We start from the raw sequence: 23,326 nt of genomic DNA, 5'->3' as shown, positions 1-23,326 counted from the left end.
GCCGCCGCCGGCGCAGGAGGGGGTATGGACGCGAGCCTCGTTGCGGAGAAAGTCGAGCAGGCCCGCGACGCCGTCGCCGAGAGCGACGCCGACGTGTGGCTGATCTTCTGCCGGGAGACCGACGAGATCCACGAGCCGACGCTGCCGTACGTGCTCGGGTTCGACGTGGTCTGGCCGACCGCGATCGTGATCGGATCCGAGGAGTCGACGGTCGTGCTCGGTCAGCACGACGCGCCGACAGCGGAGGAACTGGGCGTTCACGAGGTCCGGCCGTACGACGAGTCGATCGAGGAACCCCTCCGGGAGACGCTCGCGCGGCTGGGCGCCGAGACGGTCGCGGTCAACTTCGATCGGGACGACAACGTCGCCGATGGGCTGACCCACGGGATGTACCTCCGACTCGACGACCTGCTGCCCGACCGGGAGTTCGTCGGTGCCGGCGGGATCGTCGCCGACGTGCGCGGGATCAAGTCCGGGACCGAACACGAGCGCGTCGCGGCGGCCGCCGAGACCACGTTGGATCTGCTCCACGACGCCGCCGACGAGTGGACACTCGAAACGACCGAGGAAGAGGTAGCCGACTACCTCCACGGTCGGATGCGCGAGGCCGGATTCGACAGCGCGTGGTCGTGGGAGTACTGCCCGACCGTCCACGCCGGCGGCGACGCCGACGTGGGCCACACGCTCCCCGGCGATCGGACGGTCCCCGAGGGCGAACTGCTCCACGTCGACTTCGGCGTCGTGCGCGACGGCTACGCCGCCGACCTCCAGCGGCTCTGGGTTCGGGGTGAGCCACCCGAGGGGCTGGTCGAGGCGTTCGAGGACGTTCGCGCCGCGATCGAGGCGGGGTACGAGGAGCTACAGCCCGGCGTCGTCGGCCATCGCGTCGACGCCCGCGCCCGCGCGGAACTGGTCGCGCGGGACCGCGAGCTGTTCGACCACGCTTTCGGCCACCAGGTCGGGCGGAGCGCCCACGACGGCGGCACGCTGCTCGGCCCGGAGTGGGATCGCTACGGGGAGTCCGTCGAACACGAGGTCCGCCCCGGCGAGCTGTACACGATGGAGCTCGGCCTCGACACCGAGTGGGGGTACGTCGGGCAGGAGGAGATGGTCCGGGTGACCGAGAACGGCGTCGAGTACGTCGTCGAGCCTCAGACGCAGCTCTGGCGGCTGGAAGAATAGTACCCCGCGGGCGAGCTTTCAAGGGCGGTGACGGTACTACTACGCCCATGGCCGCCTCGCCCGCCCTCCAGTTCGGCGCGGTCCCGTGGGGGCTGCTCCAGCGCGCCTTCGTCGTCCTCGCGCTGCTCGCCGGCAGTGCGCTCGCGCTCCGACTCGACGACGGCCGCCTCCCGACCCGCCTCCGTGAGCGGTTCGTCCTCGGCGTCCCGTGGGGGACGCTCGTCACTCTCTCGGGGGTACTCGCAGTGTACCTGTTCCTGCAGGGCGGCTACTGGCACTGGTACCGCCCAGTCGTGCTGCCGTTCCGCGCGTGGTCGTACGCCGAGCCGCTGGGGATGCTCGTCGCCGGATTCGCCCACGCCGGCCCGGGCCACCTGCTCGGAAACCTCTTCGGCGCGCTCACACTCGCGCCGATTGTGGAGTACGCGATCGGCCACTACCCCGCGACGAGCCGTCCCGTCGATCCCGAGCCGTCGACTCGCCGCGAGCGCCTCGCCGCGCTCCGGTACGATCCGATCGCCCGCGCGTTCCTGCTGTTCCCGCTCGGCGTCGCCGTCGTCGGCGTCCTCCTCACGCTGTTCACGGTCGGCGCCGTGATCGGCTTCTCGGGCGTCGTGTTCGCGTTCGCCGGGTTCGCTCTGGTTCGCTACCCGCTGGGTACCGTGCTGGCGCTGGTGGGGTCGGACCTGCTGAACCTCCTCTACAACGCGCTCCGGGATCCCACGCTCACCGCCTCGGGGCGCTCGCGGTTCGTCACGCCGTGGTTCGCCGACATCGCGATCCAGGGCCACGCGATCGGCCTGCTCGCGGGGGTGGTGCTGGGCGCGCTGCTGCTCCGTCGCCGTCCCGCCGACGGGCCGTCGCCGGTCCGGCTGTTCACCGGCGCGCTCCTGCTCGCCAGCGCCCAGTCGCTCTGGGCGGTGTACTGGTACCGCGGCGGCACCGAGTACGTGCTGTACCGCGCGGTCGGCCTCGGCCTCGTCGCGCTGGCGGCGGCGCTGATCGTCGTCGCCGTCGCCGGCTCCGACCGCCGCCCGTTCGCCCGTCTGGGGGGTGGAGAGCCGGACGACGCCGGCGACACGCGGCTCGTGGACCTCCCCGTCCGACAGCTCGGGGTCGCACTGCTCGTGGTCCTGGCGGCGGTGCTGTCGGGGCCTGCGGTCGCGGTCAACCTCGTCTCCACGGAGGGCAACCTGCCGGGGGAGCCAGTCACCGTCCGGGGGTACGAGGTCACCTACGCGGAGGGTGTCGAGAACGAACTGGTGTCGGCCATCCCCGTCACGCTGTTCGGCGAGACCACGCAGGTCACCACCTCGGGGGTGATCGTCTCGAACCGCGACAGGGGGATCTGGCAGTCCGTCGTCCCCCGGGGGCGGCTCGCGTCCAACGGCCGTGCGAGGGTCGTCGTCGGGGGCGTCGGCTGGCGCGAGACGGTGACCGCGGTTCGTCGCGGCTGGACCGCGGTGGGCGGCGGCACCGCCTACGCGGTCGCGCTCGAAAACGGCGACGAGCGGCGGACGGTGTTCACCTCCGCCCCCGCCCGGGCGGAGCCACAGATCGCGAACCAGAACGTCTCGGTCGTCGCCGGAAACGAGTCGTTCTACCTCCTCGTGAGCGAGGACAACGACACAGTCCGCCGGCCGCTGCCGAGGGCCAACGAGTCGGTCACCGTCCGGAACGTGACGTTCCACGGGGGGAACGGCCGCGTCGTCGCCATCCACGACGGAACGCGGGTGACGGTGTTCCGCGTCGAGACGTACGACTGAGGCCCGGCCCCGGTTAGACTCGATACTTCGCCGCCAGCTCGTCGAGGTGCTCGTGGCGCTCGACCGAATGCGGCGCCGCCAGCGGCGAAACGCTGATCTCGCCGTCGACGACGGCGCGGCGGTCGGTACCCTCCTCGTCGGGGATGTCGCCGCGCTGCATCCGCTGCCAGATGTTGTCCTCGAGCCGGATCGTCTCGCCGTCGAACTCGGCGCTCATCGCGTACAGCGGCGACGGCTCGGTGACGGTCATCGGCGGCCGGCCCTCGGTCGCGTCGGGCGCGGGGGCGTTGACGTTGAGGTAGTCCGCGCCATCGAACACGGCCGAGCCGAGCGACTCCTCGACCAGGTACGCCGCGGCGTCGCAGGCGTCGGCGTACGCCTCCTTCGGCGGGGTGAGGTTCTCGAACTCCTCGTCGTCGGTCGTCGGGACGTACTGGGAGACGGCGATCGCCGGCACGTCGAAGAAGGTGGCCTCGACGGCCGCCGAGACGGTGCCGGAGCGGCCCATCACGTACGATCCGAGGTTCGCCCCCTTGTTGCAGCCGGCGACGACCACGTCCACGTCGGGGCAGAGCGCCTCGACGCCGGCGATCACGCAGTCCACGGGCGTCCCCTCGACGGCGTAGCCGAGTTCGTACTCGTGGACCGTCGCCTCGAACGACCGGGCGCGGCCGACGGCGCTCTGGTTCGAGTACGGCGCGACCGCGACCGGATCGCCCACGTCCTCGAGTGCTTCGTACAGCGCCCGGAACCCCGGGCTCTCGATCCCGTCGTCGTTGGTCACCAGAATCCGCGGCTCGCTCATGTCCGGCGATGCGGCGGAACCGCGGTTAAGCGGTTCGACTCCGGCTCAGCCGTACCGCGGGGCAGTTCCGTCGAGCACCGATTCGATCCCCGAGAGGTCGTCGACGACGTAGTCCGGCGTCACGGGCGAGCGTTCGAGCCGCGCGTCGTCGGTGACGCCCGAGCGCACGAGCACGGTCGTCATCCCCGCGCCGGCGCCCAGCGCGATGTCCGTATCGAGGCGGTCGCCGACGACCAGACAGTCCGCGGCGTCGCAGTCGAGCCGGTCGAGCGCCAGCTCCCGAGTGATCGCGTGGGGCTTGCCGAGCACCGCGTCGGCCTCGCGCTCGGCGGTGCCGGTGACGGCCGCGATCATCGCCCCCGACCCCGGCACGTCGCCGTCGCCGGCGGGGATCACCGCGTCGGGGTCGCTGCCGACGATCGGGAGCTCCTCGCTCCTGATCGTCCGCGCGGCGGTCGTGAGCGTGTCGTAGTCGAACTCCCGGTCGATCGACACCACCGCCACGTCGACGCCGCGCTCGGGGTTGCCGTGCCTGCCGGCGACGACGGTGTCGAACCCCGCGTTCTCCAACTGTTCACGTAAGCCCCGCTCGCCGACGAGGTACACCGTCTCGCCGGCGTGGTGGCGGCCGAGGTACGCGACCGTGCTCGCGCCGGCGGTCAGGATCTCGTCGCTGGCGGCGTCGATACCCGCACGCCGGAGTTTCTCGGCGTAGGCGGTCGGCGGCCGCGTGGGGTTGTTGGAGACGAACAGCCGCCGGATCCCCCGCTCGGCGAGCGTCCCGAGGCCGGCCTCGGCGCCCGGGAGCAGCCGCTCGCCCCGGACCACCGTCCCGTCCACGTCGAGGATGGCGCCGTCGTAGCTCATGGAAGCCCCTACGGCCGGCGGGGTCGAAAAGGCGCCGCCCGGCCTACTCCGGCGAGGTGACCGGGATCGTCACCGCGTCGTCGCCCTCGTCCCGCTCCTCGCCGAACAGGTCGTCCACCGCGGCCTCGACGTTCCACTTGTTCGATTTGAACGCGGCGTCGAAGACGGGCCCGACGAACGGGATCGAGCCGCCGGCGAAGTCGACGGTGATCCGGGCGAGCATCCCTAACAGCGTCCCGAAGGAGACGCCCAGCCGGGCCGACTCGACGACGATGTACAGCGAGATGCCGGCGCTGAGCGCGTCGCCGACCCCGGGGAGCATCGAGAGCAGCGGATCGACGCCGATCCGGTACTCGATCACCGGGATCTCGACCGACTCGTCGAGCACCATCGCGACCGTGCGCATCCGCTCCAGCGCCGCGCGGTCGACCGATTCGGGCACATCGGCCGGATCGACACCGTCGAACGCCGCCGCGATCTCGTCGCTCATGGCTCACGGTAGGGGCGTGGGCGGGGTAAGCGCTGGGGCGAGGTTCCCGGGTCCGGTGGCGTAGTCGAGCGGACGAACGACGCTCCCCCCCGGTCGATTGCCCGAAGAGGGGCCTTTATCTGCCGGAGGGAGGTACGGTGGTGCATCCCGATGGTGTCACCGGTGAACTACTGCAGTTCCTGCGGCCACCTCTCGCCGCCGGACTGGGAGGAGTGCCACCACTGTGGCGACGACTTCGAGGGGGAAACCGTCTGGTCGGAGTCCCGGCTCACCGACTACTACGAGCGGATAGAGGCCGGCTACGGCCGGTATCTGGTCCTCGGGTATCTCTCGACGTTCGTCGTCCCCGTCCTCACGTTCGTACTCGCCACAGTCGTCTACAGGCTGGCCCCGGGGATACAGCTCCTCTGGGGCGGAACGCTCCTCCTCGGCGTCGCCGGAGCGATAGGCGGGCTGTCCTTGGCGCTCGGGAGCTGGGCCATACTCGACGGCGAAGACCTCCTGTTAGGGGGCGAACCGACGCTCCCCCGGACGATACTCAGTGGGTTGCTACTGTTGGTCGTCCTGACCGTGATCCTCCTGATCATCTCGATCATTCCCGCGGTGAACGCGTTGGTCGGGGTCGCGCTGGTGTTCTACGCGCTCGCCACTCCGTGGTTCGTCTACAAGACCTACAAACGAACTAAGGTCGACCGCGCCACCGCGGTGGACAGCCTGCTCGCCGACGACGTTCGCGATCAGGACGTCCGAAACACCGCCCTCGCTGTGCTGGCGGCGACGCCGGAGGGCGACGTGACGCCCGCCGATCGGGACGTGCTGCAAGACCACCTCGATTCGCGCCTCCGGCTGGCGGTCCCGCTCGTGCGCGCCGAGACGTTCCTCGAAGCCGCGACCGTGACCCATCGGGACGCTCCCGAGGCGGCCAAGCGGGAGCTCGTCGAACGGGTCATCGAAATCGGCGAGACGCTCCGAAGCGAGCGGGAGTACGAAGACGCGGTCGCCGTCTTCGACGCCGCCGACGGGCTTCGGCAGGGGATCGACCTCGACGACTACCCCGAGGAGATCGAGGACAACCGAAGACAGATCGCGACCGCGGTCATCGCGGACCGGGTCGGGAGCCTGGACCGACTTCAGAAACGGACGCTACAGGCGGGGGAGGCACTCGCCGACGACGGGGAGTTCGAGCAGTCGATGGCGTGCTACCGGAGCGCGGAACTGCTCGCGGCCGCGCTCGACCGCGACGACGAAGTCGACGAAATCACGCAGCGGCGGAGCCGACTCGAAACCGAGATGACCGTGTCACGGTTCGAGGAGTCGGTCGACGAACTGTTCGACCTGCTCCGGTCGGCCGAGCGCGCCGTCGACGCCGGCCAGTACGAGACGGCGATCCAGCGGTTCCGGACGATCGACGACCGGCTGGCGCCGAGTGCCCCCGACGAACACGAGGAGAGTCACCGAGAACTGACCGATCGGCTCGACAGCGGGCTCGCGACGGCCGCCCGGCAGCGCTTGCTCGGTTTGCTCCCCGAGTCGCCGACGCCGTTCGAGCGGGAACTGCTCGCGGAACTCCTTCCGGCACCGATCGGCGATCGGCTCGATTCGATCTACGACGGGACGCTCGACGAGGGGCGCTACCCGGAGTTACTCGACGAGGACTGGCTCGGAACGGCCGAGCGGGCGACGGAGCTGGTCGAGCGCTATCGAAGGGTCCGAGACAGGATCGAGGCCGCGACGGCGCCGAGCGAGCCGTACCTCGACCGACTGGACGAGATCGTACGGTCGGCGGAGCAGTCGCCGGACGACGCGGTCCGCAGCGGGGAGCTGTTCGCCGCCGTCCTCGAACGGCTCGACCGACTCGCCGCCGACGATCCCGACCAGTCGATCGTCGAGTGGGCCGACGCCGTCAGGACTGCGCTCCGCCACCGCGAGTCGCTCCGGGAGGGGTCGGAGCTCAAGCGGGTGCGAACGCTCGTCGACTCGATGGACACCGTCGAGGAGTATCAGTCGGCGTTCCCGTCGCTCTCTATCGACGCCATCGTCGACGAGATGCGTGAACGGATCGAGGACGGGGTTCCGCTCGCTCCCGAGGCGTTCTCGGCCGAGTTCGACCGGATCGATCGCCTCGTCGAACAGGAGATCGAGACGCTGACGGGCGAACTGGCGGCGTTCGTCGAGGAGTGGCGGCGACATCCCGCCGTCGACGCCCGGGAGTGGCGCCGCGCGATCGAGGAGGCGCGTGAGAGCGGCGACCCCGATCCGGTGCTGGAGCCGTACCGTCGGATGCAGCAGATGCAGGGGTCGATGTGGTCCCGTGACGAGCTGTATCAGTTCTCCTGGGAGGCGTTCGAGCACCTCGTCGCCAACCTCTACGAGCAGAAGGGGTACGAGACGACCGTCACCGCCGGCTCCCGGGATCTGGGCGTCGACGTCTGGGCGGAGAACGGCGTCGAGCGGATCGCGATCCAGGTCAAGCAGTTCGCGGAGGGGAACACGGTCGGCCGAGAGGTGATCCAGAAACTGGAGAGCACGATCGCCCGCGGCGACGCCGACCGTGTCGTCATCGTCACCAGTTCGTCGTTCGCCACCACCGCCGAGCGATACGCCGCGAACTCCTCGGCGGTCGAACTGATCGACGGCGACGAGCTCGTGGCCGACCTGACGCGGTACAACGTCCCGTCCTCCGGGCTGGAGTAGTGCGGCGTGCACCTCCCCGGGCAAGCTCGGCGCCGTTCTCGGCGTGGCTACGTTCGGGGCAACGCGACTGCGACGCGAACGGTCACGAACGGCCAACCGAACCCACGGGTCCGGTGCCGGGGATAGTTAAGCCGCGGGCGATCCAACGTCCGTCCATGGCTACTCTGGAAGTCGTCGACCGCTGGGACGGCGGTATCAGTTGGACGCTCGCCGAGGAGGTCGGCGAGATGCACCGCACCAGCCACGCGGTCGAGACCGACGACGGCCTCTGGGTGATCGACCCCGTCGACGCCCCCGGACTCGACGACGAGCTCGCGGACCTGGGCGAGGTTGCGGGAGTGACGCTCCTGCTCGACCGGCACAAGCGCGACGCCGCCGCGGTGGCGCAACGCCACGACGTGCCCGTCTCGCTCCCCGAACCGCTCTCCGACGTCGCCGACGACCTCGACGCCGAGACCGAGAGGTACAGTCGGACGCTCCCCGACACCGAGTTCCGGGCGATCACGGTCGTCGACAACCGACTCTGGCACGAGGTGGCGCTATACGACCGTGACCGCGGGACGCTGATCGTCCCCGAAGCAGTCGGCACAGCCGAGTTCTTCACGACGGGCGTGGAGCGTCTGGGCGTCCACCCCGCACTGCGGCTGTTCCCGCCGCAGACCGCGCTCGGCGGCCTCTCGCCCGACAGCGTGCTCGTCGGCCACGGGCCGGGCGTGTTCGACGACGCCGCGAACGCGCTGCGGGTGGCGCTGGCCCGCTCGCGGAAGAGCGCGCCGAAGTACTACGCCGGGCTTCTGTTGTCGCCGCTGCGGTAGCGTCACGCATTCGGGAATACCAAACTACAACTGCGACAGCCGACCTACTTCAGGTAACGTGACCCGTCCGCAGCTTACCCATATCCAGATCGACAACTACGGCCCGTGGACCGTTGAGCCGGAACCGCGCCGCGAGATGGACCTCCAGACCCTGCAGTCCCGACTGTTCGCCGACATCGCGCAGTTCGTCGGCTCGCGGGACGGCTACGCCTTCTTCACCCGGTTCGACAACATGGTCGCCGTCACCAACGGGCTCGACCGGACCGACCACGAACTCCTGCAGGAGTCGATCGGCAACCGCTACCCGATCTCCGTCAGCCTTGGGACCGCGGTCGACCCCGTCCCCATCGAGGCGCTCGAGGGCGCGACCGAGCGCGTGCAGGCGGCCGGCAGCGCGCAGGATCGCGCCCGACGCGAGGTGCTCGGCGGCGAGTACCGGCCACCCGAGGCCGGCGACGTGTCGATCGCCCACTTCGACGTGAACGACGCGACCGGGAAGTACACCGACCGGCTGAACGAGTTCGACTCGTTCATCCGCATCGAGCAGGCGTACGCCAGCCTGATGCGGTACATGCGCGAGGCCCACGGCGCGCTCTCGTTCTTCGTCGGCGGCGACAACGTGATTTCCGTCGTCCCGGAGATGACCGAGGCGGAGTACCTGGAGGCCATCGAACACGTCAGCGACGACGCCGGCGTGGAGCTCAAAGTCGGCGTCGGCTTCGGCCCGACTCCCCACGACGCGGGGATCGACGCCAAGCACGCCCTCGAAGACTGCCGGTACGACGGTACCCGGGTGGAGTTCGCCGGCGACGAACACTGACGCGGTGCCAGACGGCGCCACCCTCCGACCTCAGAGGCGCGTCACCAACAGGTAGCCGACGAGCGCCAGCCCGAGCAAGAGTCCGACGAGGTAGGCGACGAACCGGTGGTTCCCGCCGCCGAGGGCGGCGTCGAACAGCACGCTGGCCGCACCCCACACGGCGAGTACGACGCCGACGAGGAGGACCGTCTCAGCGGCCGTCACCGTAGGTCACGTCGGTGAGCGCGGGCCGACGCGGCTTAGCCGTTGTGACACGCCCCTTCCGCAACCGCTTTTTCTGTCGGCCCCGTCGCACAGGTAATGACTGAGCCGGTACCCGTCGCGGTTCCCCGGAAGGGGCGGCCGCTGGAGGCGGTGCTGGAGCGGGTCGCCACCGTCGCCGACACCCCCGACGCCGACGCGACGGTCGACGAAGTGACCTCCGTGCTCCGCTACGAGAAGGCGATCACGAAGGGGGAACAGACCGCCGAGAAGGGGAGCTACGAGCGGCTGCTCGAGTACTCCATGCCCACCGACCCGCTGGGTCCGGAGTTCACACTGATCCGTGACGACCGCGAGGGGAAACCCCGCCGGATCGTCTTCGACAGCCTCACCGTCGAGCTCGACGGGACGCCGGTCCACCTCGTGGGACGGGAGGAGCCGTTCCGCGCGCTTCGCACCCACGAGTTCGCGCTCGGCTTCGACGCCGCCGATCTGGTGCTGGAAGAGGTCGTCTCCCTCGGTCCGGAGGGGGTCGACAACCTCGCCGCCGTGAACGAGCGGATCGACCCGACGGAGTCCGACGTGCGCGTCGTCACTGGGCTCGGTGATACGGTGTACCACACGCTGCTCGGGACGCCCGAGACCGTCCCCTCCGGCACCGACCTCGACCGGGCGTTCCTGGCCGACTACGAAGGCCCGCTCTGCATCTCGCCGCGCTACGAGCGGCTGGTGGAGGCGGTGCTGGGGATGGACGCCCTCGACGGCGTCGAGTTCGTCTACCCCGAGAACGGGCAGGAGGAGGAGGCCGCCATCGCCGAGGCCGGCGTCGGCGTCTACCTCACCGTCACTGGGAACACCGCTCGCGACCACGGCCTCGTGCTGGGCGAACAGCTGTTCCCCAGCGAGACCGTGTTGCTGGAGAACACTGCCGAAGTCGACAGCGAGATCGAGGCCGTGCGCTCGATTATCACCGGCGGCCTCCGCGAAGAGACGGAGCTCTGGGCGTAGCCCGACCCGGAGTCGTCAGAGCTTACCCGAGTCGGTTCGACGCTCGGCTATGGATCTCGAAGCCACGTTCGGACGGAGCCAGCCGATCGTCGGGATGGTTCACCTCGACCCGCTGCCGGGCGCGCCGAAGTTCGACGGCGACCGCGCGGCCGTGATCGAGCGGGCGCGTGCCGACGCCCGGGCACTCGAGGCCGGCGGCGTCGACGCCGTGATGGTCGAGAACTTCGGCGACGCGCCGTTCTACCCCGACGACGTGCCCAAACACGTCGTCGCCTCGATGACCCACGCCGCGGGTGCGGTCGCCGACGAGGTCGACTTGCCGGTGGGCGTGAACGTGCTCCGGAACGACGCCGCGGCGGATCTCGCGGTCGCGCAGGCCGTCGGCGCGGAGTTCATGCGGGTGAACATCCACACCGGCGCGCGCGTCGCCGATCAGGGGATCATCGAGGGGAAGGCCTACGAGACGATGCGGGAGCGCGAGCGCCTCGGCGCCGACGTAGCGGTGTTCGCCGACCACGACGTGAAACACTCCGCACCCATCGCTGCCGAGGACTTCACCGCCGAGTCCTTCGCCGACAACGTCGAGCGGGGGCTGGCCGACGCCACGGTCGTCTCGGGGATGGGCACGGGCCACGCCGTCGACCGGGAGGAGCTTCAGCGCGCCGCCGACCGCCGCGAGGAGTTCGGACTGGACGTACCGCTGTTCGTGGGCAGCGGCGTCACCGCCGACACGGTCGGGGAGATCCTCTCGATCGCTGACGGCGTCATCGTCGGCACCGCGCTCAAGTCGGGGTCGGCCTCCGGCGAGCCCGTGAGCGAGGAGCGGACCGGGGAGCTGGTCGCCGCCGCCGACGAGGTCCGGGAGTAGGTCGTCGACTCTGGCGCTGCTGCTGAGGCGGAGTAGCGAACAGGCGGCCGTCGCGTGCCCGAGGCGTGTGGCCGCACACCCGCAGACGCCCCGGGTCGGTTCTCAGCGCATCGACGGCCCTGCCTGCGCTCTCGTTCAAAAGAGTTCGCCCGATCAGTCGAGCAGGTCGTCGAGGGTGGCCCGGACCCAGTCCATCTCGTCCTCGTTCACCTGGTGGCCGAGCCCCTCGTAGAGCCGTTCCGTCACCTCGGCACCGCGCTCGCGGTAGGCGTCGGCGGACTCTCGGACCCGTAACGCGGGGATGTGCGGATCGGTTCGGTCGCAGCCGAAGAAGGCGGGCGTCCCGTCGAGGCTCCCTTCCTCGGTATCGGGCGGCGTCGTGTTCTCCGGCCCCATCAGGCAGCCGCTGAGTGCGGCCAGCCCGCCGTAGCGCTCGGGGTTCCGGTAGACGTACTCGGCGGCGAGGCAGGCGCCTTGTGAGAAGCCGAGTACGACCACCTTCTCCCGCGGAACGCCGGCGTCGAGCGCCAGTTCGACGGCGTCGCCGACCGCTCGAAGCGCCGAGTCGAGGTGTGGCTGATTCAGTTCCCGCTCGGCCGTGGCGGCGTGGGGGTACCAGGTGTCGTGGTACGCCTCCGGAGCGATGTGGGTCACACTGGACCGGTCGAGTTCGTCGGCGAGGTCGAGCACGGTGCCCGGACGGGCGCCGCGGCCGTGGAGCAGGACCAGCGCAGCCTCGGCGGCGGCCTTCGGCGCGCCGGCGGTCAGGATCGGCTGGCCGGCGTGGGGGCCGTCGCCGCCGACGGTCGGGAGATCACTCATCCGTCGCTTCGCGGCGCTCCGGATCGGCGTCGTGCTGTACCGGTTCGTCGAGCGGCGGGAGCTGCTCGCGGAGCATCGCCTCGTCCTCCCGGAGCCACGGCGGCAGGCGGAGGTCGCTCCCGAGTTCGTCGGTCGGCTCGTCGCGCGTGAGTCCGGGACCGTCGGTCGCGATCTCGAACAGCACGCCGCCGGGGTCGCGGACGTACACCGAGTCGAAGTAGTATCGGTCCCGGGCCGGCGACGGGGAGAGCCCGGCGTCGATCAGTCGGTCGCGCCACGCCTCGAGCGCCGCGCGGTCGGGCACGCGGATCGCGACGTGGTGGCCCGTCCCGGCGCCCTCCTTCCCCCACGGCTCCTCGCGGGCGTAGAGGTCGACGACGGTCCCCGGTGTGGGGTCCCGCGCGAGATCAGTCGTGTCGGCGTCCAGCCCCTCGGTCTCGACGCCGTCGGCGCCGGCGACGTAGCGGACGCGGTCGCCCGCCTGCCCGACGAGGCCGAACCCGAACAGCTCCAGCACGCGCCCGGTGACGTAGGGACTGTTCGAGCGCAGCGTGACCGAGTGGACGCCCCGAATCGCGTGCTCGCTCGGAACCGTCTCGGCCCACGGATCGACGGCGAGTTCGTCGGTCCCGAGGACGCCGGCGGCGGCGCTCTCGACTAACGCGAGGTCGAGGCCGTCCGGGTCGGTGAAGGTGAGAGTCGGCTCGTCGAACCGTTCGGTCGGTTCGTCGGTCGCAACGCCGTGGTCCTCGAGGCGGTCGCGCCAGTAAGCGAGGCTCCCTTCGGGGACCGCGAACGCCGTCTCGCTCGGCTGCCCGGCACCGCGACGGCCGCCGGCGTCGAGCGGGTAGGGGAACGCGGTGAACGTGGTTCCGGGCGTGCCCGTCCCGTCGCCGAAGTAGAGGTGGTGGACCGCCGGCTCGTCGTGGTTGACGGTGCGCTTGACCAACCGCATCCCCAGCACGTCGCGGTAGAACGTCAGCGTCCCGTGGGGATCGCCGCTGACGACGGAGACGTGGTGGATCCCCGGCGTGTCCGGGGCAGTCGTCTCGCTGTCACTGCCCGCGTCGGGCGAAAGCGTGTCGAGTTCGGGCTCCCGCTCGCTCACAGTCCCCCCGTCCCGGAGGACGCCGTCGTGGGGATCTCGATCTCCTCGATCGGGATGTCGAGCTCCTCCAGCGCGGCGCGCATGTGCTCGTCCTTCACGTACTCGTCGCCGGCGTCGACGCGGTGGGCCTGCGCGTGGGCCAGCACCTCGCCCCGGCGGTCGTCGGGGATCTCGAACTTGTCGGCGGCGAGTTCGATCGTGAGCCCGTTGTGGTCACGGGTGTACAGCGAGTGGAACGCGCCGCGGTCGAACTCGTTGTAGCCGTAGCCCGCGTCCTCCAGCCCTTCGGCGATCTCCGCGAGGCGCTCGCCGTCGACGCTGAACGCGAGGTGGTGGACGCCGCCCATCCCGACGCGCTTGGGTCGGTTGTCCGAGGGGCGGTCGTCCTTCACGAAGAACGTGATGATCCGGCCGTCGCCGGCGTCGAAGAACAGGTGGGTCGCCTCGGGGTCGTCGAGGTTCGGCTGGCGCAGCACCAGCGGCATGCCGAGGATATCCCGGTAGTACTCGACGGTGTCCTCCTCGTTGCTCCCGATCAGCGTGATGTGGTCGACGCCGGTGACCCCGACGGGGCTGTCGGGCTTCTCGGCGGTCACGGGGATGTCGCTCTCGTCGGCCTGCGTGGGTGCGTCGGACATAATTGTCTCGTGTTACTGACTTCTCGCCCCACGGGTAAATCCGTTCCCCGACGTGGCTCCCACCCGGTGACGCGAGTGTTAGCGGCCGATTCGGGGCGGGGTCAGATCCCCAGCCACTCGTCGTTCCGCACCTCGTAGCCGCTCTCCCGCGTGAGCTTCCCCGCTTCCCGGCGCACGTCGCGCGAGCCGGGGAGCTTCCCCTTCTCCTCGATCCGCTCGACGATCCAGTCGGTGATCGCGCGGACGCCCTCGTCCTCGTCGAGCGTGTCGACCGCCTGCAGCGCGCGGAGCGTCTTCTCGTAGGCGTCGCGCTGGCTCGCCGAGTACTCCACGTTCGGGATCGTCTCGCTCGCTTCGACGATTCGCTTCATCGCCATCGCGATCGTCGGCCGCTGGATCCTGCTCCGGACGACCGCTGGCGACTCGTACGTCTCGACTTCGGCCTCGGGGAGTAGTTCCTCGACGGCGTACGTCTCCTGCCCTGCGGCGACTCGACGCCTACCGACGGTGTCGACGATCTCGGCGCCGGTCGCGGGGAAGGAGACCGTCTCGAGTTCGGCCTCGATCTCGTCGAGTTCGGCGTCGTCGATCGGCGGCTCGGCCTCGTCGTATCGCTCCAGTTCGGTTCGAAGCGCACGCTCGCGCTGTCGTCGCTCCTCGTCGGCGGCCTGCTTCTCCCGGCCTTGCTTGTCGTCTGCCATTACACTCGTTAGCACACCGATAGGGATAATCCTGTGGGCGGGACCGAACGCCTCGGCGATCAAGCGTCCCGGCCCGCCAAGAACGCCCGAACGGCGTCGCGGTCGGGTAGCCCGCCTCTGGCGCCCGCGGCGCGGCAGTTCAGCGCCGCCGCGGCCGCCGCGAACCGTCCCGCCGGCTCGGGGTCGGCGTCGCCGAGCAGCCAGCGCTCGGTCAGCGCCGCGGTGAACGCGTCGCCGGCGCCGGTCGTGTCCGTCGCCTCGACGTCGAACGCCGGGATCTCGGTCGTTTCCTCGCCGTCGAACAGCGTCGCGCCCTCGGTACCGAACGTGACCGCGCCGCGCGAGCAGCCCCGGTCGCGGAGCGCGTCGACGGCCGCCTCGGCCGGGCAGTCGAGGTACGACTCTGCGGCCACCTCGGCCGTGACGAACAGCGATGCCGTCTCGACGACGTGGTCGATCGTGGACGGCTCGGTCCCGCGGCCCCGGAGTTCTTCGAGCGGCCCGGAGAGGTCGAACGCGAGCGCCGGCCCGTCGTCCTCGGTGGCGATATCGACGATCTCCGCGGTCACGGGGTCGGGTGCGTACGCGGTGACGAACACCGCGTCGGCGGCCCGGATCGCGGCGCGGTCGTCGTCGTTCAAGCGGAGCCGGACCGTCGAGTCGCCCGCGGTCACGATCATCCGCTCGCCGGCGTCGTCGCGGAGGATCACGCAGTGGGTCGTCGTGCCGGCGGCGCGCCGGACCAGCGCAGTCGAGACGGGGCCGGCTTCGAGATCCGCGAGCACGCGGTCGCCGAGGTCGTCCCAGCCGATCCGTGCGATGAGGGCGGCGTCCCGCCCCAGTCGGCCGAGGCCGGTCGCGACGTTGGCGCCGACGCCGCCGAAGCGCTCGGTGGCCTCGCGGGCGAACGCGCCGCCGTCCGGGTCGGGGAGGTTCGTCACGTCGTAGAACCGATCGACGGTCGCGGCGCCGACGGCCACGACCTCGGGCGAGGGGTCGGCTGAGTCGGCCATACCCGGGCTGGGTCGGCCCGGGGGAAAAGTCCACGGCGCGTGGCGCACCATGACCCGACGGCGTCGCCGGACGAACGAAGGACTAAGGCGGTGTCGACCCCACTTCGACGGCGTGAACGACAACGCGATCCGACACCGGAGTCCGAGCCGATCCGCCGTAGGGGTGGGGCGATGACGGTCTCGCTCGAGGACGTGCGCGCGGCCCGCGAGCGCCTCGCCGACGCCGAGGGGATCCGCGAGACGCCGGTGATGCACAACCAGACGCTCAGCGAGCGCGTCGGCGCCGACGCGTGGCTCAAGCTCGAGCAGTTCCAGAAGACCGGCTCGTTCAAGCCCCGCGGCGCGTACAACCGGATCAGCGAGGTCGCCGAGCGCGGCGAGGCCGACCGGGTCGTCGCCGCGAGCGCGGGCAACCACGCACAGGGCGTCGCCTACGCCGCGACCGAGCGCGGGCTCGACTCGCTCGTGTTCATGCCCGAGACGGCGCCGCAGGCCAAGATCGACGCCACCGAGGGGTACGGCGCGACGGTCGAACTCCGCGGGGAGACGTTCGCGGAGGCGATGGCCGCGGCGCAGGATCGCGCTGACGAGCCCGGGACCGCGTTCGTCCACGCCTACGACGACCCCGCGGTGATCGCCGGGCAGGGGACGCTCGGCCTCGAACTGCTGGAGCAGGTGCCCGACCTCGACACCGTGATCGTCCCGATCGGCGGCGGCGGGCTGATCTCCGGCGTCGCGACGGCGATGGAAGCCGCCGACCACGACGTTCGCGTCGTCGGCGTGCAGGCCGAGGACGCCGCGACGGCGCCGCAGAGCCTGCGGAAGGGTGAGCCCGTCGAGAACGAGCACCCCGACACGATCGCCGACGGGATCGCGACGGGCAGCCTCTCCCAGCGCACCTTCGAGATCATCGAGGAGCGCGTCGACGAGGTGGTGACGGTGTCGGACACCGAGATCGCGACCGCGACGCTGTGGCTGCTCGAACGCACCAAACAGCTCGTCGAGGGGGCGGCCGCGGCGTCGGTCGCGCCGCTGCTCTCGGAGACGATCGAGGTCGACGGCACCGTCGCGCCGCTGCTCTGTGGCGGCAACATCGACATCGCGACGCTGCAGGACGTGCTGACCCGCGCGCTGGTCGACCGCCGGCAGTTCGTCACGCTCCGGGTCCGGATCGACGACCAGCCGGGCGTGCTCGGCGAACTCGCCTCGCTGATCGGCGAGCACGACACCAACATCCGGAGCGTGCGCCACGACCGCTCCGAGGAGGGGCTACCCGTCGGCGAGGCGGACCTCGTCATGCGGCTGACGACGCCCAGCGAGGCGGCCATTCAGGGGATCATCCGGGACATCGAGGACGCCGGCTACCGCGTCCGGGATCTGGTCCCCTCGTAGCTCGCCGGCGCCGCGGTGTCGGCGTTCGCCGTCCTGCTGCTGCTGGCCGTCGCGGGCCCGCTCGTGCTGTCGGCGATGGGCGTGGAGTCCCTCACCGTCGGGACCGAGGAGACGATCACCTACCTGTTCTCGTTCACGGAGACGGCCACCGAGATCTCGATGGGCGTCGGGCCGGCGGTGCTGGTGGTGGGCGCGCTGCTGGGCCTGCTGTACGCGCTGATCCGGAGCTATCTCCGGGTCGCGCGGGCCTGAGCCGTCACTCGTCGACGCGCTCCCACGCCGCCGCCGACGCGAGCGCCGGGCGGGCCTCCCGGAACTCCGCCTCGATCGCGCCGTAGAACCGGACCCGCCCGACAGGGGTCCGGAGCCGAAGAACGAGCGTCTCGTCGGTCGCGTCGAACGCCGTCAGCGTCCAGCGTCCTTCGGTGTGGCGCCACTCGCCGACCCGTTCGGCGCCGTCGACGATCCGGCTGCCGAGCTTCCAGCTCTGTCGCGTGAGGTTCCGGAGGTCGAACGGGACGGCGTCGGGGAGCGACGCCGGGGTCGGGCCGTCGCGCTGTGCGTGTGTCGCCATAGCACGGAACAAGTGACGGAATGACAAAAATCGCTCCCTTCGTGGTCACGGCAACAGGCTCCGTGGTCGCGGAACGGAGTCCGCGACAGGTCACGAGCCGTGGTCGGCCTACAGCACGGTCACGGCAGCACGCTGCGTGGTCGCGCGACGGAGCGCGCGACAGGTCGCGAGCCGTGACCGGCTACAGCACGAACGGGCCGCGCTGATTAATCGGCTCTTCGTGCGGCTCACCGGCGACGGCGACGAGCCGGAACTCACCCTCGACGGTGACGCCGCCGGCGTCGGTCGCGGGCAGCACGTCGCCTTTCCCGAACGCCTCGCCGTCGACGATCCCTTCGCCGTCGACGCCGTAGAGGAATCCCGCCCACCCCTCGGGCGTCGTCCACTCCCACGTGCCGTCGACGCGCACGTCGTGGTACGTCATCGGCGTGTGCAGCGAGAGCGGCGAGCCCTCGCCGACGACGGTCGTGATCGTCGCGCCGTCGACCTCCTCGGTGGGGAGTTCCTCGGCGTCCGCGTCCGCGTAGTCGGCCTCGATATCCTTCTTCTCGCGCGGGAGGTTGACCCAGAGCTGGAGGCCGTTACAGCCCGCGCCGTCGGCGGGCATCTCGGAGTGCTCGATCCCGCCGCCGGTGGTGATCCGCATCGCGTCGCCCGGGTAGGCGGTGTGGGTCACGCCCAGCGAGTCGCCGTGCTCCATCCCCCCTTCGAGCATGTAGGAGACGATCTCGAACCCCCTGTGGGGGTGGGTCGGGAACCCGTCGTCCGGCTCGATGTAGAACCGCTCGAACAGCACGAACGGGTCGAGGTTGTGAGGATAGCCGTCGGTGGGGAACGCGCGGTTGGAGTTCACGCCCGTCCCGTGCCGGACCGTTTCGCCCGGCACCGGGGCGTTTACCGTTTGGTCGAAAGACATGGTTCGATCCAGTCGGTGCGGACGGTTAACCGTCACGGCGGCGGAACAGAAGAAACACCAGTTTCTCGAGGTATTTTTGAGGAAAGTCAGTCAGGAGGTTTGTAGCGACAACTATCTCGGGATACCTATCTCTCGACTATCGAACTTGAATCCGTTTCAGGGAACGCTCTTACCGTCCCGGCCCGTACGATGGAGTGCATGACGGATTACGAACTGCCGCCGCTGCCGTACGAGTATGACGCACTGGAACCGTCGATCTCCGAGCAGGTGCTGACGTGGCATCACGACACGCACCATCAGGGCTACGTCAACGGCTGGAACAGCGCCGAGGAGACGCTCGAGGAGAACCGCGAGAACGGCGAGTTCGGGTCTTCCCCCGGCGCCATCGGCGACGTGACCCACAACGGCTCGGGCCACATTCTCCACGATCTGTTCTGGCAGTCGATGAGCCCCGAGGGCGGCGACGAGCCGTCGGGCGCCCTCGCGGACCGTATCGAGGAGGACTTCGGCTCCTACGAGGCCTGGAAGGGCGAGTTCGAGGCCGCTGCCGGCGCCGCCGGCGGCTGGGCGCTGCTCGTCTACGACTCCTACAGCAACCAGCTCCGCAACGTCGTCGTCGACAAGCACGACCAGGGCGCCCTCTGGGGCAGCCACCCCATCCTCGCGCTCGACGTCTGGGAGCACTCCTACTACTACGACTACGGTCCCGCCCGCGGCGACTTCGTCGACGCGTTCTTCGAGGTCGTCGACTGGGAGGAGCCGTCTGCCCGCTACGAGCAGGCCGTCGAACTGTTCGAGTAACGACTGAACTTCGGCCCTCACGCGGTCGCGGCCGACGCCGCGATCCGGCGCGCTCCGGCGACGGCGACACGCACGACGGTTGGCACCCCGCCGCCGCGGAACGCGTTTTCCCCGTTTTCAGCTTCGACAGCCGTGGCTCGACTCAGAACGAGAGGTGGGAGGTCGAACTCGGCCCCTCGTCGTCGTCGAGGCCGCCGTCCTTGAGGTAGGTGTAGCCGTCGTCGACGAGGAACACGTCGCCGTCCTCGACGGCGATCTCGACCGGGCGGAGCGACGAGCCGGCGGCCGGACCGTTGCCGCAGTCGCCCTCGCAGGCGTCGAACAGCGAGCCGTGTTTCGGGCAGATGATCTCGCCGTCCCGCATCGCCGCGCCGTCGCCGCGGTCGAACCGCTGGTCCTCGTGAGGGCAGTTGTTGAGCCACGCCTCGACGCCGGGCTCGTCCTCGCAAGGGACGAGGATCGCCTCGCGCTCGTTGGTGAACGCGTCCTCGACGCTGAACAGGTAGGAGCCGCGCTCCGGCACGGCGTCGACCGCCGCGATCCGTGTTCCCTCGGGCATCGCCGGCACCTCGTCGCCGCGAACCAAAAGCGTAGCGCCCGTGGCGCTCGGCCGCCCGTTCACTGTCCCCGCGGTACGCGACTCACCCCCGAAAGGACACCGTCGGTAGCGGTCCCGACCACCGTCGCCGTGTCGCTTATCCGGGTCTTGACCGTACGGTAAATCACCGATGAGCACCGAGTTCACTATCGACGCCGACTGGGCCAGCCAGTACATCGACGGCGAGTTCGTCCCGAGCGAGAGCGGCGAGACCATCGACGTCGAGGATCCCTCGACCCGGGAGATCGTCACCGAGGTCCCCGCCGGCGTCGAGGCCGACGTGGACGCCGCCTACGAGGCCGCCGCCGAGGCCCAGGAGTCCTGGGCCGAGCAGCCGCCCGCGCGGCGCGCGGAAGTAATCCAGAACCTCCTCGGACTGCTGGAGGAGTACGAAGAGGAGATCACGTCGCTGCTGACCCACGAGGTCGGCGGCTCGCCCGCGATGGGCCAGACCTCGATCCAGATCGCCACCGACCACGCCGGCGAGGCGGCGACGCTCCCCCGGCGGATGAAGGGCGAGACCGCCGCGTCGAACATCCCGGGCAAGGAGAACCGCCTCTACCGCGAGCCGAAGGGCGTGGTGACGGTGATCTCGCCGTGGAACTTCCCGTTGAACCTCTCGATGCGGGCGGTCGCGCCCGCGATCGCCGCCGGCAACAGCGTCGTCCTCAAGCCCTCGACCAACTCCCCGATCACGGGCGGGCTGCTGTTCGCGAAGCTGTTCGAGGAAGCCGGCCTCCCCGAGGGCGTGCTGAACGTCGTCGTCGGCAAGGGTAGCGAGATCGGCGACCGCGTGGCCAGCCACCCCGAGAGCGACGTGGTCGCGTTCACCGGCTCGACGGAGGTGGGCCGCCACGTCGCCAGCCTCGCCGGCGAGAACCTCGCGGTGCCCGCGATGGAGCTGGGCGGCAACAACGCCCACGTCGTCACCGGTGACGCCGACCTTGATCGTGCGATCGACGGCGCCGTCTTCGGCAGCTTCGTCCACCAGGGGCAGGTGTGCATCTCGATCAACCGCCACATCGTCCACGAGAGCGTCTACGACGAGTACGTCGAGCGCCTGACCGAGCGCGCCGAGGAACTGCCGGTCGGCAGCGCCCACGACGAGGGCACCGTCGTCGGCCCGATCATCGACGAGTCCCAGCGCGACGAGATGCTCGACTACGTCGAGCGGACCGTCGAGGCCGGCGCGACGCTCGAGACCGGCGGCGAGACGGTCGATCTGGAGGGCGTCGACGACTCGCTCGTCGTCGCGCCGACCGTGCTCTCGGACGTGACGATGGAGATGCCGGCCGCGTGCAACGAGCACTTCGGCCCGATCGCGCCCGTGATCCCGTTCTCGACCGTCGACGAGGCGATCGAACTCGCGAACGACACCGAGTACGGCCTCTCGGGCTCGGTCCACGCCGGCGACCTCGGGGTCGCCGAGGAGATCGCCCACGGGATGGAGACGGGCAACGTCCACATCAACGACCAGCCCATCAACGACGAGGCACACGTCCCCTTCAGCGGGATCGGCGCCTCCGGCGTCGGCGGCTACAACAGCGACGCGTTCCTCGACGAGGTGACCGAGACGAAGTGGATCTCGGTCCAGACGGAGCCTCGCGACTACCCGTTCTGAGGTCGCTGCGGCCCCGACCCGCACGGGGAGAGAGACCACCGTTTCCGGTGCTCTCGCTCTCGGAGCACGATCCGGCCGAGTCCGCGGCGCGATACGCGCCCCGGACCGCGGGAGAGGACTGCCGTACGGACTAACTCTCCCACCCGCCTAATCAATCCTTCCGTATCCACCGATCGTTCGGCGTCGCCCCCCGCAGCCCGTCCCGGGAAAGCACTGGAAACGGTGGTGTCTCTCTCCCCCGGGCCGAACCGCCGGTTCGGGTCGGTCCGACAGCTACTTACAGCATCGGAAACCCCACTCCCGTAGGAAACTGCGGAAACGGTGGTCGGCGGTTCGCCACCGGAAACTTCGCCTGCTAACACATGCCAGACATCAGCTTCAGCCCGGACGACTCGCTCTACCGCGACCGGGACCGACTCTCCGAGGAGTACACGCCGACGGAGCTGGTCGGCCGCGACGACGAGATCGCCCGGTACCACACCGCGCTCCAGCCCGTGATCAACAACGAGGACCCGAACAACATCTTCGTCTACGGCAAGACGGGGGTGGGGAAGACCGCCGTGACGCGGTACCTGCTCGAACAGCTGGAGGCCGACGCCGGCACCTACGAGGTCGACCTGACGACGGTCGAACTCAACTGCGAGGGACTCACGAGCAGCTACCAGGTCGCGATCAACCTCGTCAACAAGCTCCGCCCGCCCGGCGAGAGCATCTCCAACACCGGTCACCCGATGCACGAGGTGCTCTCCCAGCTCTGGGACGCGCTGGAGGGGATCGGCGGCACCGTCCTGATCGTGCTCGACGAGGTGGACAACATCGGCGGCGACGACACGCTGCTCTATCAGCTCCCCCGCGCCCGATCGAACGGCAACGTCGAGGCCGCCCGCGTCGGCGTCATCGGGATCAGCAACGACCTCGCGTTCCGGGAGAACCTCCGGGCGGAGGTCAAGTCCTCGCTGGCGGAGGTGAACATCCGGTTCCCGCCGTACGACGCCGGCGAACTGGAGCAGGTGCTCGCCCAGCGCGCCGACGCGGCGTTCTACGACGACGCGCTCGCCGCGGAGGTCGTGCCGCTCTGTTCGGCCTACGGCGCCAAGGACGGCGGCGACGCCCGGAAGGCGCTCGACCTGCTGCGGGCCGCGGCCGACCTCGCGCGGGCGGACAACGCCGACACCGTCACCGCCGAACACGTCGAGGAGGCCCGCCGCGAACTCGAACGCGAGGAGGTGATGGACGGCATCGCCGACCTCGCCGACCAGCACAAGCTGGTGCTGTACGCGCTCGTTACGCTGCAGGCCGCCGGCGAGACGCCGGCCCGCTCACAGGACATCTACGAGCGCTACGCCGAACTCTGCAAGAGCGCGCCCCACGACGCCCGAACCACGCGCCGGGTCCGGGACTTCCTCGGCGAGATCGAGGGGCTGGGGATCACGGCTTCGAGCCACCACAACGACGGCCTCGCCGGCGGGCAGTACCGCGCCCACGAGCTCTCCCACGGCGCCGAACTGGTGCTCGCGGCGATGTCGGATCTGGTGGATCAGGTCGGCGTCCACGAGGCGATCGTCGACATCGTCGAGGACTCCGACCGCATCTCCGTCTCGCTGGCCTGATCCGACGACTCGCTCC

24 protein-coding genes are annotated in these 23,326 nt (G+C 70.2%); 12 read left to right on the top strand and 12 right to left on the bottom strand.

Annotated elements, in window-relative coordinates; all coding sequences use genetic code 11:
* Window positions 1-24: 24 nt before the first annotated feature.
* Both ACYQZ5_RS08400 and ACYQZ5_RS08395 read left to right on the top strand, forming a co-directional pair.
* Window positions 25-1,182 (top strand): M24 family metallopeptidase, encoded by a 1,158-nt coding sequence (locus tag ACYQZ5_RS08400; protein WP_459845819.1) that lies wholly within the window; start codon window positions 25-27, stop codon window positions 1,180-1,182.
* Between the two features lie 47 nt (window positions 1,183-1,229).
* On the top strand, window positions 1,230-2,948 hold the full coding sequence (locus ACYQZ5_RS08395) for a rhomboid family intramembrane serine protease (protein WP_459845817.1): 1,719 nt from the start codon (window positions 1,230-1,232) through the stop codon (window positions 2,946-2,948).
* A gap of 13 nt (window positions 2,949-2,961) precedes the next feature.
* On the opposite strand, the gene surE is transcribed toward ACYQZ5_RS08395, so the two are convergent.
* Genes surE through ACYQZ5_RS08380 form a run of 3 tightly spaced genes read right to left on the bottom strand, consistent with a single transcriptional unit; the run spans window position 2,962 to window position 5,110 of the window.
* Window positions 2,962-3,753 carry a 5'/3'-nucleotidase SurE gene (gene surE / locus ACYQZ5_RS08390; RefSeq protein ID WP_379732844.1) on the bottom strand — a complete coding sequence of 264 codons (792 nt, stop codon included), beginning with the start codon at window positions 3,751-3,753 and terminating at the stop codon, window positions 2,962-2,964.
* A gap of 45 nt (window positions 3,754-3,798) precedes the next feature.
* Complete coding sequence (locus ACYQZ5_RS08385; protein ID WP_459845815.1) at window positions 3,799-4,620, bottom strand: HAD-IIA family hydrolase; 822 nt, start codon at window positions 4,618-4,620, stop codon at window positions 3,799-3,801.
* 43 nt (window positions 4,621-4,663) lie between these two features.
* On the bottom strand, window positions 4,664-5,110 hold the full coding sequence (locus tag ACYQZ5_RS08380; protein ID WP_379730732.1) for a DUF4112 domain-containing protein: 447 nt from the start codon (window positions 5,108-5,110) through the stop codon (window positions 4,664-4,666).
* A 150-nt stretch (window positions 5,111-5,260) separates the two neighbouring features.
* Between ACYQZ5_RS08380 and ACYQZ5_RS08375 the strand changes: the two genes are divergently transcribed.
* The 3 genes from ACYQZ5_RS08375 (at window position 5,261) to ACYQZ5_RS08365 (ending at window position 9,439) form a co-directional block, all read left to right on the top strand.
* The gene (locus ACYQZ5_RS08375; protein ID WP_379730731.1) at window positions 5,261-7,804 is read left to right on the top strand and encodes a restriction endonuclease; all 2,544 of its coding nucleotides are present in this window, start codon (window positions 5,261-5,263) and stop codon (window positions 7,802-7,804) included.
* 155 nt (window positions 7,805-7,959) lie between these two features.
* On the top strand, window positions 7,960-8,619 hold the full coding sequence (locus ACYQZ5_RS08370) for a hypothetical protein (RefSeq protein WP_379730730.1): 660 nt from the start codon (window positions 7,960-7,962) through the stop codon (window positions 8,617-8,619).
* Between the two features lie 58 nt (window positions 8,620-8,677).
* Window positions 8,678-9,439, top strand: a complete 762-nt coding sequence (locus tag ACYQZ5_RS08365) for a GTP cyclohydrolase III (protein ID WP_379730729.1) — start codon at window positions 8,678-8,680, stop codon at window positions 9,437-9,439.
* 30 nt (window positions 9,440-9,469) lie between these two features.
* Here ACYQZ5_RS08365 and ACYQZ5_RS08360 read toward each other — a convergent pair whose 3' ends face one another.
* On the bottom strand, window positions 9,470-9,643 hold the full coding sequence (locus ACYQZ5_RS08360; RefSeq protein WP_379730728.1) for a hypothetical protein: 174 nt from the start codon (window positions 9,641-9,643) through the stop codon (window positions 9,470-9,472).
* Between the two features lie 96 nt (window positions 9,644-9,739).
* Here ACYQZ5_RS08360 and ACYQZ5_RS08355 point away from each other — a divergent pair, with 96 nt between their 5' ends.
* Both ACYQZ5_RS08355 and ACYQZ5_RS08350 read left to right on the top strand, forming a co-directional pair.
* Window positions 9,740-10,648 (top strand): phosphoribosyltransferase HisG-related protein, encoded by a 909-nt coding sequence (locus ACYQZ5_RS08355; protein WP_379730727.1) that lies wholly within the window; start codon window positions 9,740-9,742, stop codon window positions 10,646-10,648.
* 49 nt (window positions 10,649-10,697) lie between these two features.
* A complete protein-coding gene (locus ACYQZ5_RS08350) occupies window positions 10,698-11,516 on the top strand; it encodes a BtpA/SgcQ family protein (RefSeq protein WP_379730726.1) in 819 nt (272 codons plus the stop codon).
* 153 nt (window positions 11,517-11,669) lie between these two features.
* On the opposite strand, the gene ACYQZ5_RS08345 is transcribed toward ACYQZ5_RS08350, so the two are convergent.
* The 5 genes from ACYQZ5_RS08345 to ACYQZ5_RS08325 form a co-directional block, all read right to left on the bottom strand.
* On the bottom strand, window positions 11,670-12,338 hold the full coding sequence (locus tag ACYQZ5_RS08345; RefSeq protein WP_459845811.1) for an alpha/beta hydrolase: 669 nt from the start codon (window positions 12,336-12,338) through the stop codon (window positions 11,670-11,672).
* Window positions 12,331-13,446, bottom strand: a complete 1,116-nt coding sequence (locus tag ACYQZ5_RS08340) for a VOC family protein (protein WP_379817930.1) — start codon at window positions 13,444-13,446, stop codon at window positions 12,331-12,333. Before ACYQZ5_RS08340 ends, ACYQZ5_RS08345 begins: the two co-directional genes overlap by 8 nt.
* Entirely contained in the window at window positions 13,443-14,084 is a 642-nt protein-coding gene (locus tag ACYQZ5_RS08335; RefSeq protein ID WP_379732536.1) for a VOC family protein, read from the bottom strand. Before ACYQZ5_RS08335 ends, ACYQZ5_RS08340 begins: the two co-directional genes overlap by 4 nt.
* Window positions 14,085-14,185: 101 nt before the next feature.
* Window positions 14,186-14,785: a hypothetical protein gene (locus ACYQZ5_RS08330; RefSeq protein ID WP_379732537.1), complete on the bottom strand. Its 600-nt coding sequence runs from the start codon at window positions 14,783-14,785 to the stop codon at window positions 14,186-14,188.
* A 59-nt stretch (window positions 14,786-14,844) separates the two neighbouring features.
* Complete coding sequence (locus tag ACYQZ5_RS08325; protein WP_459845808.1) at window positions 14,845-15,798, bottom strand: carbohydrate kinase family protein; 954 nt, start codon at window positions 15,796-15,798, stop codon at window positions 14,845-14,847.
* A gap of 171 nt (window positions 15,799-15,969) precedes the next feature.
* Here ACYQZ5_RS08325 and ilvA point away from each other — a divergent pair, with 171 nt between their 5' ends.
* On the top strand, window positions 15,970-17,190 hold the full coding sequence (ilvA, locus tag ACYQZ5_RS08320) for a threonine ammonia-lyase (RefSeq protein WP_459845806.1): 1,221 nt from the start codon (window positions 15,970-15,972) through the stop codon (window positions 17,188-17,190).
* A 15-nt stretch (window positions 17,191-17,205) separates the two neighbouring features.
* Window positions 17,206-17,442, top strand: coding sequence for a hypothetical protein (locus ACYQZ5_RS08315; protein WP_379732884.1), 237 nt, complete (start codon window positions 17,206-17,208; stop codon window positions 17,440-17,442).
* A gap of 4 nt (window positions 17,443-17,446) precedes the next feature.
* Here the strand turns inward: ACYQZ5_RS08315 and ACYQZ5_RS08310 are convergent, their stop codons facing one another.
* Together ACYQZ5_RS08310 and ACYQZ5_RS08305 are read right to left on the bottom strand one after the other, a co-directional pair.
* Window positions 17,447-17,764 carry a hypothetical protein gene (locus tag ACYQZ5_RS08310; RefSeq protein ID WP_379818862.1) on the bottom strand — a complete coding sequence of 106 codons (318 nt, stop codon included), beginning with the start codon at window positions 17,762-17,764 and terminating at the stop codon, window positions 17,447-17,449.
* Window positions 17,765-17,945: 181 nt separating this feature from the next.
* Complete coding sequence (locus ACYQZ5_RS08305; protein ID WP_379732754.1) at window positions 17,946-18,680, bottom strand: pirin family protein; 735 nt, start codon at window positions 18,678-18,680, stop codon at window positions 17,946-17,948.
* A gap of 198 nt (window positions 18,681-18,878) precedes the next feature.
* On the opposite strand from ACYQZ5_RS08305, the gene sod reads away from it, so the two are divergent.
* The gene (gene sod / locus ACYQZ5_RS08300; RefSeq protein WP_379818861.1) at window positions 18,879-19,481 is read left to right on the top strand and encodes a superoxide dismutase [Mn]; all 603 of its coding nucleotides are present in this window, start codon (window positions 18,879-18,881) and stop codon (window positions 19,479-19,481) included.
* Between the two features lie 142 nt (window positions 19,482-19,623).
* Here the strand turns inward: sod and ACYQZ5_RS08295 are convergent, their stop codons facing one another.
* Window positions 19,624-20,040, bottom strand: a complete 417-nt coding sequence (locus tag ACYQZ5_RS08295) for a Rieske (2Fe-2S) protein (protein ID WP_379732177.1) — start codon at window positions 20,038-20,040, stop codon at window positions 19,624-19,626.
* Window positions 20,041-20,209: 169 nt separating this feature from the next.
* On the opposite strand from ACYQZ5_RS08295, the gene ACYQZ5_RS08290 reads away from it, so the two are divergent.
* Window positions 20,210-21,700, top strand: coding sequence for an aldehyde dehydrogenase family protein (locus ACYQZ5_RS08290; protein ID WP_379732178.1), 1,491 nt, complete (start codon window positions 20,210-20,212; stop codon window positions 21,698-21,700).
* A gap of 362 nt (window positions 21,701-22,062) precedes the next feature.
* Complete coding sequence (locus ACYQZ5_RS08285; protein ID WP_459845802.1) at window positions 22,063-23,310, top strand: orc1/cdc6 family replication initiation protein; 1,248 nt, start codon at window positions 22,063-22,065, stop codon at window positions 23,308-23,310.
* Window positions 23,311-23,326 lie beyond the last annotated feature (16 nt).

The sequence above is a fragment of the Halolamina salina genome (assembly GCF_054653455.1).
This window is presented reverse-complemented; position numbering and strand designations above follow the sequence as displayed.

Coding starts and splice junctions, on each gene's coding strand:
- ACYQZ5_RS08400 (WP_459845819.1), top strand. CDS start 25: ATGGACGCGAGCCTCGTTGCGGAGAAAGTCGAGCAGGCCCGCGACGCC.
- ACYQZ5_RS08395 (WP_459845817.1), top strand. CDS start 1,230: ATGGCCGCCTCGCCCGCCCTCCAGTTCGGCGCGGTCCCGTGGGGGCTG.
- surE (WP_379732844.1), bottom strand. CDS start 3,753: ATGAGCGAGCCGCGGATTCTGGTGACCAACGACGACGGGATCGAGAGC.
- ACYQZ5_RS08385 (WP_459845815.1), bottom strand. CDS start 4,620: ATGAGCTACGACGGCGCCATCCTCGACGTGGACGGGACGGTGGTCCGG.
- ACYQZ5_RS08380 (WP_379730732.1), bottom strand. CDS start 5,110: ATGAGCGACGAGATCGCGGCGGCGTTCGACGGTGTCGATCCGGCCGAT.
- ACYQZ5_RS08375 (WP_379730731.1), top strand. CDS start 5,261: ATGGTGTCACCGGTGAACTACTGCAGTTCCTGCGGCCACCTCTCGCCG.
- ACYQZ5_RS08370 (WP_379730730.1), top strand. CDS start 7,960: ATGGCTACTCTGGAAGTCGTCGACCGCTGGGACGGCGGTATCAGTTGG.
- ACYQZ5_RS08355 (WP_379730727.1), top strand. CDS start 9,740: ATGACTGAGCCGGTACCCGTCGCGGTTCCCCGGAAGGGGCGGCCGCTG.
- ACYQZ5_RS08350 (WP_379730726.1), top strand. CDS start 10,698: ATGGATCTCGAAGCCACGTTCGGACGGAGCCAGCCGATCGTCGGGATG.
- ACYQZ5_RS08345 (WP_459845811.1), bottom strand. CDS start 12,338: ATGAGTGATCTCCCGACCGTCGGCGGCGACGGCCCCCACGCCGGCCAG.
- ACYQZ5_RS08335 (WP_379732536.1), bottom strand. CDS start 14,084: ATGTCCGACGCACCCACGCAGGCCGACGAGAGCGACATCCCCGTGACC.
- ACYQZ5_RS08330 (WP_379732537.1), bottom strand. CDS start 14,785: ATGGCAGACGACAAGCAAGGCCGGGAGAAGCAGGCCGCCGACGAGGAG.
- ACYQZ5_RS08325 (WP_459845808.1), bottom strand. CDS start 15,798: ATGGCCGACTCAGCCGACCCCTCGCCCGAGGTCGTGGCCGTCGGCGCC.
- ilvA (WP_459845806.1), top strand. CDS start 15,970: ATGACGGTCTCGCTCGAGGACGTGCGCGCGGCCCGCGAGCGCCTCGCC.
- ACYQZ5_RS08310 (WP_379818862.1), bottom strand. CDS start 17,764: ATGGCGACACACGCACAGCGCGACGGCCCGACCCCGGCGTCGCTCCCC.
- ACYQZ5_RS08305 (WP_379732754.1), bottom strand. CDS start 18,680: ATGTCTTTCGACCAAACGGTAAACGCCCCGGTGCCGGGCGAAACGGTC.
- sod (WP_379818861.1), top strand. CDS start 18,879: ATGACGGATTACGAACTGCCGCCGCTGCCGTACGAGTATGACGCACTG.
- ACYQZ5_RS08295 (WP_379732177.1), bottom strand. CDS start 20,040: ATGCCCGAGGGAACACGGATCGCGGCGGTCGACGCCGTGCCGGAGCGC.
- ACYQZ5_RS08290 (WP_379732178.1), top strand. CDS start 20,210: ATGAGCACCGAGTTCACTATCGACGCCGACTGGGCCAGCCAGTACATC.
- ACYQZ5_RS08285 (WP_459845802.1), top strand. CDS start 22,063: ATGCCAGACATCAGCTTCAGCCCGGACGACTCGCTCTACCGCGACCGG.